The organism is Flavobacterium salmonis (assembly GCF_903819435.1).
Classification (GTDB): domain Bacteria; phylum Bacteroidota; class Bacteroidia; order Flavobacteriales; family Flavobacteriaceae; genus Flavobacterium; species Flavobacterium chungangense.
Map to the genome: position 1 here is coordinate 311,057 of NZ_CAIJDP010000079.1, position 13,577 is coordinate 324,633.

At 34.1% G+C, this 13,577-nt stretch carries 11 protein-coding genes; 2 read left to right on the top strand and 9 right to left on the bottom strand.

The genetic code is table 11. The features are described from left to right. Positions 1-20 precede the first annotated feature (20 nt). From FLACHUCJ7_RS17710 to rhaT, 9 genes are all read right to left on the bottom strand, one after another. The gene (locus FLACHUCJ7_RS17710) at positions 21-839 is read right to left on the bottom strand and encodes an SDR family oxidoreductase (protein WP_180909839.1); all 819 of its coding nucleotides are present in this window, start codon (positions 837-839) and stop codon (positions 21-23) included. A 21-nt stretch (positions 840-860) separates the two neighbouring features. Then, positions 861-1,448, bottom strand: a complete 588-nt coding sequence (locus FLACHUCJ7_RS17715; RefSeq protein WP_180909840.1) for a LutC/YkgG family protein — start codon at positions 1,446-1,448, stop codon at positions 861-863. Continuing rightward, the gene (locus FLACHUCJ7_RS17720) at positions 1,441-2,841 is read right to left on the bottom strand and encodes a lactate utilization protein B (RefSeq protein ID WP_078228184.1); all 1,401 of its coding nucleotides are present in this window, start codon (positions 2,839-2,841) and stop codon (positions 1,441-1,443) included. The genes FLACHUCJ7_RS17715 and FLACHUCJ7_RS17720 overlap by 8 nt, the downstream gene beginning before the upstream one ends. 42 nt (positions 2,842-2,883) lie before the next feature. Next, a complete protein-coding gene (locus tag FLACHUCJ7_RS17725; RefSeq protein WP_180909841.1) occupies positions 2,884-4,254 on the bottom strand; it encodes a glycoside hydrolase family 28 protein in 1,371 nt (456 codons plus the stop codon). Positions 4,255-4,291: 37 nt separating this feature from the next. Next, complete coding sequence (locus tag FLACHUCJ7_RS17730) at positions 4,292-5,032, bottom strand: (Fe-S)-binding protein (RefSeq protein WP_078228186.1); 741 nt, start codon at positions 5,030-5,032, stop codon at positions 4,292-4,294. A 178-nt stretch (positions 5,033-5,210) separates the two neighbouring features. Continuing rightward, entirely contained in the window at positions 5,211-6,572 is a 1,362-nt protein-coding gene (locus FLACHUCJ7_RS17735; RefSeq protein ID WP_180909842.1) for an FGGY-family carbohydrate kinase, read from the bottom strand. A 115-nt stretch (positions 6,573-6,687) separates the two neighbouring features. Continuing rightward, complete coding sequence (locus FLACHUCJ7_RS17740) at positions 6,688-7,962, bottom strand: TIM barrel protein (RefSeq protein ID WP_180909843.1); 1,275 nt, start codon at positions 7,960-7,962, stop codon at positions 6,688-6,690. A 219-nt stretch (positions 7,963-8,181) separates the two neighbouring features. Further along, positions 8,182-10,323, bottom strand: coding sequence for a bifunctional aldolase/short-chain dehydrogenase (locus tag FLACHUCJ7_RS17745; protein WP_180909844.1), 2,142 nt, complete (start codon positions 10,321-10,323; stop codon positions 8,182-8,184). Positions 10,324-10,343: 20 nt separating this feature from the next. Further along, positions 10,344-11,414, bottom strand: coding sequence for an L-rhamnose/proton symporter RhaT (gene rhaT / locus FLACHUCJ7_RS17750; RefSeq protein WP_180909845.1), 1,071 nt, complete (start codon positions 11,412-11,414; stop codon positions 10,344-10,346). Between the two features lie 286 nt (positions 11,415-11,700). On the opposite strand from rhaT, the gene FLACHUCJ7_RS17755 reads away from it, so the two are divergent. Then, positions 11,701-12,741 carry a GntR family transcriptional regulator gene (locus tag FLACHUCJ7_RS17755; RefSeq protein ID WP_078228191.1) on the top strand — a complete coding sequence of 347 codons (1,041 nt, stop codon included), beginning with the start codon at positions 11,701-11,703 and terminating at the stop codon, positions 12,739-12,741. A 185-nt stretch (positions 12,742-12,926) separates the two neighbouring features. Next, positions 12,927-13,526 (top strand): RNA polymerase sigma-70 factor, encoded by a 600-nt coding sequence (locus FLACHUCJ7_RS17760; RefSeq protein ID WP_180909846.1) that lies wholly within the window; start codon positions 12,927-12,929, stop codon positions 13,524-13,526. Positions 13,527-13,577: the final 51 nt, after the last annotated feature.

A 13,577-nucleotide genomic window follows, 5' to 3' on the forward strand; every position in this document is an offset into this window, starting at 1 on the left:
ATACTTTTCTTTTCTTAAAATTATACACCACTAAAGATGGTAAAACCACCATCTATTGTCACTTTTGAGCCTGTTGCAAATTTTGATGCATCGCTTAGTAACCAAACCAAAGCTCCAATTAATTCGTCAGGATTTCCAAAACGTTTATAAGGTGTATTTGCAATGATTAAATTTCCTCTTTCAGTTAGACTTCCATCAGGATTAGTCAATAATGTACGGTTTTGTTCTGTTAGGAAAAATCCCGGAACAATAGAGTTCATTCTGATTTTATCGCCATATCTTTTTGCCAGTTCAACAGAAAACCATTTAGTATAAGAATCTATTGCAGATTTTGCCAGACTGTATCCTAACACTTTTGTTATGGCCTGTTCTGTAGCAACAGATGAAATATTTACGATGCTTCCAATGCTCTCGTTATTTTTGATAACCTCACCAAAAATTTGTGTTGGCAAAAGTGTTCCGAATAAATTCAGGGTCATCACTTTTTGCAAAGCATCCATATTTAATTTAAAAATATCCTGATCTGACTGAATTACAGCATCCGGCATATTTCCTCCGGCAGCATTTACCAAACCGTCAATTTTTCCGTATTTTGAAAGAACCAAATCACGTGCTTTTATCAGATCACTTTCAATAGTTACATCTGCAATTAAAGCGATTGCTTCTCCACCGTTTTTTATAATTAAATCAGCTCTTTCATTAGCTACTTTTTCGTTTCTTCCTAAAACACCTACGATTCCGCCTGCAGCAGCAATTCCGTTGATAAAAGCTTCACCTAATATTCCAGTTGCACCGGTAACAATTATTACTTTTCCGTTTAATTCAAAATCTGTTTTCAATTTTTTTGTCTTTTAGTTTTTTTAATCCAGCAAAAATACAATTAATCCTCTTGCGCCGTGTGCGCCCAAGACTAAAGATTGTTCGATATCGGCTGTTTTTGAAGGTCCTGCAATAAAAGTGGCAAAACCATACTCTAGATTTCCAATTTTTTCGTAAGCCTGGCGCATCGTTGCTAATATGTCATTTTTTTTTACAATGATTGCCAAATATTGAGCAATAAAAGGAGCAACTCGCTGGCCTAAAATATCATCCGTAACCCATATTGCGCTATTTTCGGCAACACCAAAATGACCTTTTACAATAGCTAATTCAACATCCTGTAGCGTATGCGGATCATCATTTTTCCAGTCCAATGATGCAACTTCAGAAAGTTCAGGGATAGTCGTAATAATTCTTCTGTCAAGCGCATAATTGTTTCTGATAAAATCCAAAATTTCATTGTAATTAGCTACTTCAACACTTTCTCCACCAATGTTTTTTAAAACCGTTTTATACGTTTCCAAAACATTAGGGTTTTCGGAACTTATAACATCCAAGTTCGGTAAATCTGTAATGATTCCCGGTTGGTTTTGTTTTATTTTATTTAAAATTTCAGCCTTACTACTCATTATCCTTAGCTTTAGATTCACGTGAATTTTTCTTGTACCATTCTCTAAATGATTCTTCAGGGACGTCCGGCATTTCACGCTGGTCATACCATTTGTTCATTTTATTGTTCACCATTCCGGGAATATTTTTCATTACAAACCTTCCGGATTTTCCAGCAATATTGAATACAGTAGGATTTGCCAAAACGGTTGCCATCGTTTTCATTGCAATCGTTTTTGCAGTAGGGGTATACCCTTCCTTAACCAAAACCTGACGCCATTTATACAACTGATCGTGAATGTCTATCTTTACAGGACAAACATTGGTACAAGAACCACAAAGTGTGCTGGCAAAAGGCAGATCCGCATTTTTGCTCATATCTAAATTTGGTGCCAAAATAGAACCAATTGGTCCTGCAACTGCATTGTGATAACTATGTCCACCACTTCTTCTGTAAACCGGACAAGTATTCATACAAGCGCCACAACGGATACATTTTAATGAATTTCTAAAATCTTCTCTTCCTAATTGTGTGCTTCTGCCGTTGTCAACAATCACAATATGCATCTCCTGACCTTTTCTAGGTTTTTTAAAATGACTTGAAAATGTAGTAATCGGCTGTCCCGTAGCGCTTCTGGCCAATAATCTAAGAAAAACACCTAAATGTTTACGCTGCGGAATCAGTTTTTCGAATCCCATACAGGCAATGTGAACATCAGCTAAATGTGCGCCCATGTCTGCATTTCCTTCATTCGTACACACCACAAATTCACCGGTTTCTGCAACAGCAAAATTGACTCCGGTTAAAGCAACTTTACGTGTTAAGAAAGTATCTCTTAAAGTCTGACGTGCTGATTCAGTTAAATATTGAGGATTAAAATTTCCTTTTTCCGTACCCAAATGTTCATGAAAAGTTTCACTTACATCTTCTTTTTTAAGGTGAATAGCAGGTAAAACGATATGACTTGGTGGTTCCTTACGAAGCTGAACAATAAATTCTCCTAAATCAGAATCGATGACTTCAATTCCTTTTTCGGCCAGATAATCATTCAGATGGCATTCTTCAGTAAGCATGGATTTGGATTTCACCATTTGCTTAACATTATTTTTTGCCATTATAGAATGTACAATTTCATTATGCTCTTTTGCGTCGGCTGCCCAATGAACGATTATTCCGTTTTTTTGAGCGTTTGTCTCAAATTCAACTAAATAATCATGAATATTCGAGAGTACATTATTTTTAATCTGTGACGCTGTTTCCCTGAGCAATTCCCAATCCGGAATTTGATGCGCAGATCTATCTCGTTTTTCACGAACAAACCAAAGTGTTTCATCATGCCAATTAACTCGTTCTACATCTTTGTTAAAACGTTTTGAGGCTTCGCTATGTGGTATTGTTTTTTCTGAAGACATTTTTTATTAGTTTAAAATAAATCCATAGAGATCAATTTAGAATCAATTTTTATTTACAAAATTCAAAACATTTTCATGGATGTTTTGGTTTTCCTGAACAACATCAGCAACAACATTTTTCAGAAATATATTCTCTACCGGAAGTTCTTTCTGTCCCGAAATTTTCGAAATAAATTTCACATTTGTAGCTTTTACATTCTCCAGATATACATTTTTTATTGGCGTAAGTCTGCGTTCAATTGTGGGAACCAAAGTTCTCCATTGGTACAAAACATCTGTATCTATACCCAGAATTCCTGCATCAATTTTGCCAGAAACAACATTACTCATGTAAATATTGTTTACAAATCCTCCTCTGCGTTCATTTGTTTTGATAAAAAGAAGGTGATTCAATTTTGCGCCATCCACTACTGTACAATTATCAATAAAAATATTTTCAATTCCACCGGATAATTCGCTTCCGATGGCTACTAACTGATGACCGTTTTTTACGATACAATTACGAATTACAATGTTTTTTGAAGGTGTATTTAATACCCATGCGTTTTTCCCACAACCTGATTTTATTGCAATGGCATCATCTCCCTGATCAAAAACACAATTTTCAATTAATACGTTTTGACTCATTTCAGGATCAACTCCGTCATTATTGTGTCCGTGTGCATAAACTTTCAGATTTCTAAGCACAACATGTTTCGATAAAAAAGGATGAATCGTCCAGAAAGGGCTGTTTGTAATCGTAACACCATCCATCAAAATATTTTCACAACGGTTAAACTGAATAAACTGTGGGCGAAAACGTGCAGTGTCATTTGCCATTTGGCGCTCTTTCATCGGTTTGTTGTAAGAAGCCAGATTGTATAATTTTTTCAGGCTTTCCATGTGTGACTTTGGTCGGGTAAACCATTGTTTCCAAACATCCATTTTAGCTTTCAGTTCGCCTTCGCCTGTAATCGCAATGTTTTTACACTGATAAGCATAAATCAACGGAGAATAATTATAACATTCATATCCTTCCCATGTAGAACGGACAGCTGGTAAATAATCGTTTGTATCTTCTGAAAAAAGTAAAACTGCACCTTTCTTTAAATGAAGATTCACATTGCTTTTAAAATGAAATTTCTTTGTCAGCCATTCACCTTCCGGTATAACGATAATTCCTCCACCAACTTTGTTTGCTTTAGCAATAGCCTTATTTATTGCTTCAGAAGTTTTGTCTTTATTTCCCTGAATAGCTCCAAAATCAACAATTGAAAATTCTTTGCATTTACTAAAATCCGGAATTTTTATAGCCGGCATTTCAAAAGGCGCTTTTACCACTACTTCTTTTAAAGTTACTAAAGACGTATCTTTTTTAAACGATAAAAAAATAAGCGAAAGTACTAATGCAAAACAGAGCGTTAATTTTTTCATTTTAAAGTGGTCTTTTTTACAACTTAAAATTCAGTAATTAAATAGTTGACGTATTTAATATTTCAGCAATATGAATGGTTTTTATATGGCTTTTTTGTCTTTTCAGAATTCCTTCCAAATGCATCAGACAAGACATGTCACCACCCGTAATATAATCAACATCATGTTTTTCATGATCTTTGATTCGGTCCTGACCCATTTTTACTGAAACTGCTTCTTCCGTTACACAAAATGTACCTCCAAAACCACAGCATTCGTCTTTTCTGCTTAAAGACACTAATTCCAGACCCTTTATTTTGCTTAATAATTGCCCCGGTTTAGAGAAAAACGGTGCATTCAATTCGGTCATCTGCGAAAGCTTAAGTCCGCGTTGTCCGTGACAGCTTTGATGCATTCCTACTTTGTGCGGAAAATTACCTTCGATATGATCTACTTTAAGTACATCCGTAATAAATTCTGTTAATTCAAAAACTTTTTTGCGCATTTCTGCTGCCAGTTCTTCCTGTTTTTCATCATGCAAGTGATCCTTAACATGTAAAACACAACTTCCTGAAGGACAAACGATATAATCAAATTCTGAAAAATTAGCTATAAAGTTAGCATCACAGCCTTTGGTTAAATGTGCATAACCACTGTTTGCCATTGGCTGTCCGCAACAAGTCTGTTTCATCGGAAAACGAACATCGCATCCCAATTTCATTAATAATTCGTAGGTTGCAATTCCTACTTTAGGATAAAATTGGTCGACGTAACACGGTATAAAAAGTCCAATTTTCATATTCTGGATAATTATTTTTAAAACACATACAATCTATTTTCTATGTGTTAAATGTTTTTTCACGCAGATTTTAAAAAGATTTAAGCAGATTATTTTTATATAATTAATTATCTAAAATTAAATCTGCTTAAATCTGCAAGATCTGCGTGAAATAAATCTTTAATCTTTGACTTATTATTTAATGTTTGTAAAACTTCAAATCAATCAAATCGTTCTGGATAGGCTTAGGATTCCAATTTTGATGGATTGCCAGTGCTGCTCCTAAGGCACTTGCCTGCGCCATTGAAGCTGCATAAACTTCTACATCCGGAAAAGCTTCTGCCAGTAAATTCATGAAAATTGAATTCTTACTAAAACCTCCGTCCACAAAGATTTTCTTTACAGGACTATTATGAATCACTAAATTAGTTGAAAAAACCTGTTGTTCAACGAGATCCAGCATTAATTGATGATACCCAATTTCGTAAGTTTTAAAAGTAGAGAGATCTCTTTTTTGAAAAGGACATTCCTTAAGAATATCAAAATCGTACTTTTTTGGGTATACAATTTGAAAATTTACGGCTCTTAAATTCGATACTATTTTTTTATCAAAATATACTTCTTTAAAAGTATCAAACGGTACTTTAAAATGTTCCGCCAGTCTTTTTGCCTGTACTTCATGTTCGTTACCTGAAAACAAACGAGCCGCCTTTACTGGTTTTTCGGTATACTGCATATAACATAAGCAGTCGTTTTTAAGTTCTTCAAACGTTAAAGGCTTATTGTTAAAAGGATTCAGGGAAATACTCCAGGTTCCGGTTGACAATAAAACAAAAGGCTCTGTAAAGTTTATGGTATAAGGAATAATTGCCGATGAACTATCGTGCAACCCAATACCTACAGCCAAATCATTTTCTTTTTTAATAACATCTCTTCCGGGATGAATCGGTGCCAGTTTTTCTTTTATACCTTCATTTTTAAGCCATTTGTGGTACTTCATCTTTTTAAAATTCCAAAGATTCGTATGGCACCCAATACTTGTAATATCGGTATAAGCTTCATCCGTTAAAAGAAAACTTAGGTATTGCGGTAAATGCAGGCAATATTTAACTTTTTCAAATAATTCAGGACTTTCTTCTTTTAATCTGTAAATCTGCATTCCGGAATTCAGGCTTCCTAAAACAGGAGAAGCTGTTTTTACTGCAAAAACTTCTTCTCCTTTGTATTTTTTATAAAAGTCATTTTTCAGTTCTTCAGGATAGTCTTTCAAATAATTGTATAAAGGAGTCAATGAATTGCCTTCTTCATCAATATAAACAAAACTAGCTCCGTAAGTGCTAAAATTAATAGCTTTCAGAACATAGTTGTTCAGGTCTTTTATTTCTGATAATCGCTCGAGAATCCACTTTTTTAGTACATCAATATTTTCGCAGGGGAAACCGTCTTCATCAACGGTTTCGTCCAGATTTACTGATTTTTCCCAAACGATTTTATAATTTTCATCAAATAAAAATACCTTTTTGTTGGTTTTACCAATATCAAAAATTGCAACTACATTCATTTCTTTAATTGTAAATTGTGAATTATAAATTATAAATTATAAATTTTGAATTACAGAATTATGAGTTTAGCTGAGTCTTTTTAGCTTATAACTCATAATTCATAACTTATAATTATTACAATCCTGTAGCTACGGTTTTCAATCCTCTTTCGCCAATTAGATTTCCTCTAACGTAAAGACTTCTGTACAATTCAACCGGATTTAACGCCGCTCCTGAACGCAAACGTGCCTCTGCAACCAATGCGCGAACATCTGTACGGAAAGCATTTTGAAGAATTTCCTGTGCTTTTACCACATCATTTTCTTCCTGAGCGATTTCTAGTGCTTTTCTGTCAACTGAAAGCGCCTGAGCATAAGCAATCATAATCGCTTCAACAGACTGCAACAAGTCTTCCAAAGGATCCTTTACGTTGTGTGAAGCATCAATCATCCATCCTAAATCTTTAGCATGATTCATTCCGCGAGCATCCATACCTTCAACCAATTCGTTGAAGATCAAGAATAACTGGTAAGGCTTTAAAGCTCCTGCAGTTAAATCGTCATCACCGTATTTTGAATCATTAAAGTGGAAACCTCCTAATTTATTATCCATAAGCAAGATCGAAACAATCTGCTCAATATTTGCGTTTGGCAAATGGTGACCTAAATCAACAAGCGTTTTTGCTTTATCTCCTAATTTCTGAACGTATGAATAAGACTGTCCCCAATCAGCAACCGTTGTAGAGTAAAAGTTTGGTTCAGCACATTTGTATTCTAAAAACAATTTCCAGTTTGAAGGCAATGCATCGTAGATTTCTTCCAAACTTTCTAATGTATTTTGGTATGCCTTACGGAAGTTTAATTGTCCCGGGAAGTTAGAACCATCTGCCAACCAAACCGTAAGAGAGTCAGATCCTAATTCTATTCCGTGCTTAATCACTTCAATATTATGAGCAATCGCCTGTTTACGAACTGCTTTATTTACATTTTGTAAAGAACCGTATTTATAAGTATGTTCCGCATTTGCCTGATCCTGAAAAGTGTTTGAGTTCATGGCATCAAACTTCAATCCGTGTTGTCCGGCAAGCGTTTTGATCGCATTATAATCTGTTGGAATATCCCATGGAATATGTAAAGAAATAGCTCCTGAAGCATTGTTTAATTTATGAAGCAAACCTACATCTTCAATTTTTTCTTCTAATGAACGAGGCTCTCCTCCACCTGCAAAACGTCCAAATCTTGTTCCTCCTGTTCCTAAAGCCCAGGATGGGATTGCGATTTGAAAATCGATTAATTTTTGAATGATAGCTTCACTTTCTGCAATTTCTGAAGCTGTAAAAACCAATTTGTTCTGATGTTTTTTTAATAAACCATCATTATGAGATGCGATAGTGTTTGATTGAATTAACATACTTATTTATTTTTAAATAGGGTTTACAATATAAGGCTATTTCTATAAACCAAACCCTTGTTATACGTTACTTTTTTGTATTTTTTTGTTTGTTTTTAATGTGTTTAGGAAATTTATTTATAAAATACAATTGTCATAAAAAATCTAACGTCCGACCGAAATCGAACGTTAGAAAACAAAAACCACTTTGTTAAATAAACTTAAAAAAAACTAAACAACTTATCTGTAAAAGCCCATTGTTACTCCACCGTCTACATTCAGGGCATTACCTGTTGATTTGTTCAACAAGCCTCCTACGAATGCAAAACATGCGTTTGCAATATCATCAGGCAATATAATTTCATTTAATAAGGTACGCTTCGCATAATAAGCAGGCAATTCCTCAACGGTAATTCCATATGCTTTTGCACGACCTTCAGCCCATCCGCCAGACCAGATATTAGAATCTGAGATTACAGCATCAGGATTAACTGTGTTTACACGGATTTTATCAGCACCTAATTCAGCAGCCATCAAACGTGTTAAATGTGCCTGAGCCGCTTTTGCAGAACCGTATCCAGGATTATTAGGACCCGCTACAACCGCATTTTTAGAAACGATGTTTACGATATCTCCACCAAAACCTTGTTTGCGCATTACTTCAATTCCGGCTTTTGAAACAATAAATTGTCCTTTAACCAAAATGTCATATAATCTGTCCCACTCTTCAAGTGTATGCTCAGCAATTGATTTTGAAATACTGATACCAGCATTGTTTATGATAATATCAGCACCACCAAATGCTAAACAAGCAGCATCTAATGCTTTTTCAGTACTTACTTCATCTGTAACGTTTAATAGGGTACTTGAAACAGCATCTTTACCAAATGATTTTATAAATTCTGCTTTTGCACCTTCTAAACGCTCTTCATTAATATCATTGATCACTACGCAAGCTCCTTCTTCAGCAAATCTTTTTGCGATAGCTTTACCAATTCCACCGGCAGAACCAGTAACTAAAGCTACTCTTCCTGAAAGTGCTTTTGGTTTTGGCATACGCTGTAATTTAGCTTCTTCCAATAACCAGTATTCGATATCAAAAGCTTCCTGATGTGGCAATGAAGTATATTCAGAAACAGCTTCTGCTCCTTTCATTACATTTACTGCATTTACATAATATTCAGATGCCAAACGAGCCATTGTTTTATCTTTGGCAAACGTAAACATACCTACTCCAGGATATAAAATTACAACTGGGTTCGGGTCACGCATTGCAGGCGAATTAGATTTTTTACAAGCATTGTAATACTCTTTGTACATCGCTCTGTAAGCCTCAAAAGCAGGAGTTAATTTTGCTTTAATTGCATTTACATCTGATAAATCTTCGTTTGGATCTAATTCTAAAACCAAAGGACTGATCTTCGTACGTAAAAAGTGATCCGGGCAAGAAGTTCCCAATGGAGCTAATTTTGACAAGTCATTAGAATTAATAAATTCTAAAACTCTTGCATCATCAGTATAATGACCAATCATCTGACGTTCTGAAGAACAGAAACCTCTTAAAATTGGAGCTACTTTTGCTGCTTTTAATTTACGATCCGCTTCCGGAAGGCTGTCTATTTTTTTACCTCCAAAAACAGGACGTTTTTTTCCATAATTACTTTCTAAATAGTCAGCACATTTTTCAATAACTTCCAATGTGTTGATATAACTTTCGTAAGCAGTATCTCCCCAAGTAAACAAACCGTGAGAACCTAACATGATTCCGCGTAATTTTTTTCCTTTTTTCTCCGCTTCTTCCAGACAGCTTCTCAATTGAAGCCCTAAGTCGAAACCTGGACGCTGCCATCCTACCCAACCGATTTCTCCGTCGAATAATTCTTCTGTGATTTTTGCTCCGTCTTTTGCTGCAGCAATTGCAATAGCAGCATCAGGGTGGAGGTGATCAATATGTTTAAATGGTAAGAAACCGTGTAAAGGTGTATCAATAGAAGGAGCTTTTGAAGCTAAATCAAAAATACAGTGGTTAAACAATTCAACCATTTCATCTTCAAACTCAATTCCTCTGTACACATTTTCAAGATTGCGCAATCTGTCTAAATAAAGAGCAGCACAACCTGATTTTGTCAATGTTCCAATGTCCCCACCAGAACCTTTAATCCACATTACCTCAGAGCTTGCGCCTGTCAATGGGTCTTTATCTGTAATTTTAACTGAAGTATTTCCTCCTCCATAATTAGTAAGTCTTAAATCTGCTCCTAATAAATTAGAGCGATAGATAAAAAGAGCTACTTCATCTCCTGCTAATGCTGCAGCTTTAGCATCGTCCCAAAGATAGCTTACATGCTGAAAAGTCATATTGTTTGTGTTTATATTTGACATTTTAATATATTAATTGATTATTATAAAGAGTTCCCAATTCCGACTACAACAATTGATAACATGATGAGTCCGATGCCCAACAAAAATGTGTTGAACGTTTTTTTAGTTACACCTGTCCATTCTTTAAGGTAGAATCCCCAGAAGTTGGCAGTAAGTATAATAGTTGACATATGTAAAATCCATGAACTTGCTCCGTTTCCTAACTTACTTTCTCCCATTCCGTAGAAGAAAAACTGAAGGAACCACATAGTACCTGCAATAGCTGAAAAAAGTACATTTTTTGAAATCGGTGTTTTAGTATCTGTATAATTACTAAAAGTTTTATTTTTAAAATTAAGATAGATACACCATAAAAAGTTAGTTGTTAATCCACCCCAAAGGATAACTATATAGGTAACATTATTTTGAAATAAAAATTCGCCCTGATTTGGATTCAATGTTTTCCACGCCTCATTAGCCACATCTGCCATTGGTTTTCCTGCTTCAATACCGAAATTAAAGAATGAACTTAAGATACCTGAAACTATGGCAATAATTAAACCTTTTACTAAACTAAAATCCTTGTCTTTATCTTCATGTCCGGTTGCAAAATCTTTTTCTTTCAGCATCCCAGCCTTTCCTAAAATAGCAATACCTATAATACATATAAGCACTCCACACAAAACCATTTGCCCTCCTGTGTTTGCAAACATGTCACTAATTGATTCCTTACCTTCTGTTGGGCTGAAATTGTAGTAAATTGGCGGAATCAAAGCACCGAAAGCAGAACAAAATCCTAAGGTGATTGAGTTACCTAATGACATTCCTAAATAGCGAACACCTAATCCGTAAGTCAATCCTCCTATACCCCAGATCAATCCCATAGTGTAAGCTAATACTTTTATGTTTGGAGCCGCATTAGCAATGATATCGGTAAAATTCGGAATTGTTAAGTAAGCAGCGATTGGCGGAACAATTAACCAGGAGAAAAAACCTCCTATTAGCCAGTAGCTTTCCCAAGCCCAATCTTTAACTTTTTTAAAAGGCATATAAAAACTGCCTGACGAAAATCCTCCAATGGAGTGAAAAATAATTCCGAGTAATGATTCCATTTATTTTTTTTTGTGGTTTAAGTTGATAGTTATTGGTTTGGTAAAATAAGAGAATGTAAAAAAGAAAACTATCCTGTACTGTCCTTTCCTTAATTTATATTTATTTTAAATCATAAATTATTGCAATAAGAATCGAATTATTGTGATTTTTTAAATTTAAAATTCATATTTTAGCAAACGCCTGCGTAATTAATATCTTTTAATGCTTTTTAAAGAAAATTATTACACATAATGTAATTTACAATACCATCTCAATACATTTGAGAGAGACTTTACTATACCAACCATGATTAAATTAATTAAGATAGATGAAGATTCAAGGGTTCCAAAATACAAGCAAATTGTAGATTCAATTCTGCAAAATATTGCTAATGGTAACCTGAAAATAAATCAAAAGATTCCTTCCATAAACAACTTCAGTGAAGAGTTTTACATGTCAAGGGATACTGTTGAGAAAGCTTATAATATTTTAAAAGAGCGTAAAATTATCTCTTCTATAAGAGGAAAAGGATACTATATTACCCGAACGAAATTAGAATCTAAAGTCAATATTTTGTTCCTGTTTAATAAACTGAGTGCGTATAAAATGAAAACCTACAGCTCTTTTATTAATACATTAGGAGCAAATGCACATGTTGACTTACATATATACCATTGCGATGAAACCTTATTTTTAAATCTGCTGGATAAATTTGAAGGTGCATACGATTATTATGTTATTACGACACACTTTAAAACAGACGAATTAAAACATTTAAGTTTTACCGATGAAGTGGCAAAAGCGATCCAGAGAATACCTCAGGAAAAGCTGGTAATTATGGATAACATAAAAATTGGATTAGGAAGCGAGGTCATCAAAATATATCAGGATTTTGAAAATGATATTTACAATGCCTTAAAAGAAGGACTTACTAAAATAAACAAATACAAAAGGCTGATTTTAATATATCCGGAAAAAGCCGTTTATCCTTATCCAAGGAGAATTTTGCATGGTTTCAGGAAATTTTGTGTAGAACACGAGATTAATTTTGAAATCTTAAGTGAAGTTTATGATGATATGATCCTTAAAAAAGGAGACTTATTTATCACTATAGAAGAATCAGACCTGGTTAATTTAGTCAAACAAATCAGGGACGAAGAATACGTATTAGGAAGTGACATCGGTATTATATCCTACAACGACACCCCGTTAAAAGATTTATTGGGCATAACAGTTATGTCTACTGATTTTAATGAAATGGGTGAAATTGCTGCAAGAATGATATTAAACAAAGAAAAAGGAGAAATAAAAGTCCCATTTAATTTTATAGATAGAAACTCTATATAATTAATTGTAAGACTATACCGTTTTTTCAGATTTGTATTCATTACAAAACAATCTTTAAATGTTAATTCTTCAAACTTATTTCTTTTATTTAGAATTATTATAAATAATATTTTATCTTTGTCACCAGCTTCTGGCCTAATACCACCAAGGGATAACCAATCCTTAACCAGAGTTATATAAAATAGATGAATATTAATACCCGCTTTGAATCCGAAACTTTTGAATCTTTTAAAAAAGGAGAAGAAGCTGCGTTTACCTATTTTTATCATAACTATTTTAGCAGGATTGCTTCTTTCTGTGTTCAATTTGTTTATGATGCTGATGAAGCAGAAAATCTGGCACAAGAAGCTTTCATTAATTTATGGGAAAACAGGGAAAACATTGATTCCATAAACGGAATACAATCCTTTTTATATACTTACGCCAAATCAAAATGCCTGAACTTCATCAGGCATAATAAGGTCAAAGATAAATTCAAAAACGACTTATTAAATCACAAAGAAAGAGAACTCGACATCGAAGTCTTAAATTCGATTCAGTTTGATACTTTAGAATTGACCGAATTAGAACGCATTATTAACGAATCGATAAACGATTTACCTCCCAAAACGCGTGAAGTTTTTATCAAAAAACGTTTTGAAAATAAAAAAAACGCAGAAATCGCAGAAGAAATGCAGGTAACTTTAAAAGCTGTTGAAGCCCATATGACAAAGGCTTTGAAGATTTTAAAAACAAAATTATCTGATTATTTATTCCTGATTTTTATTCTTATTTGTAATAATTAAAAATTAAACATAGGGTTTTTGATTTCTGAAGTGTACTAATAATAACGAGAA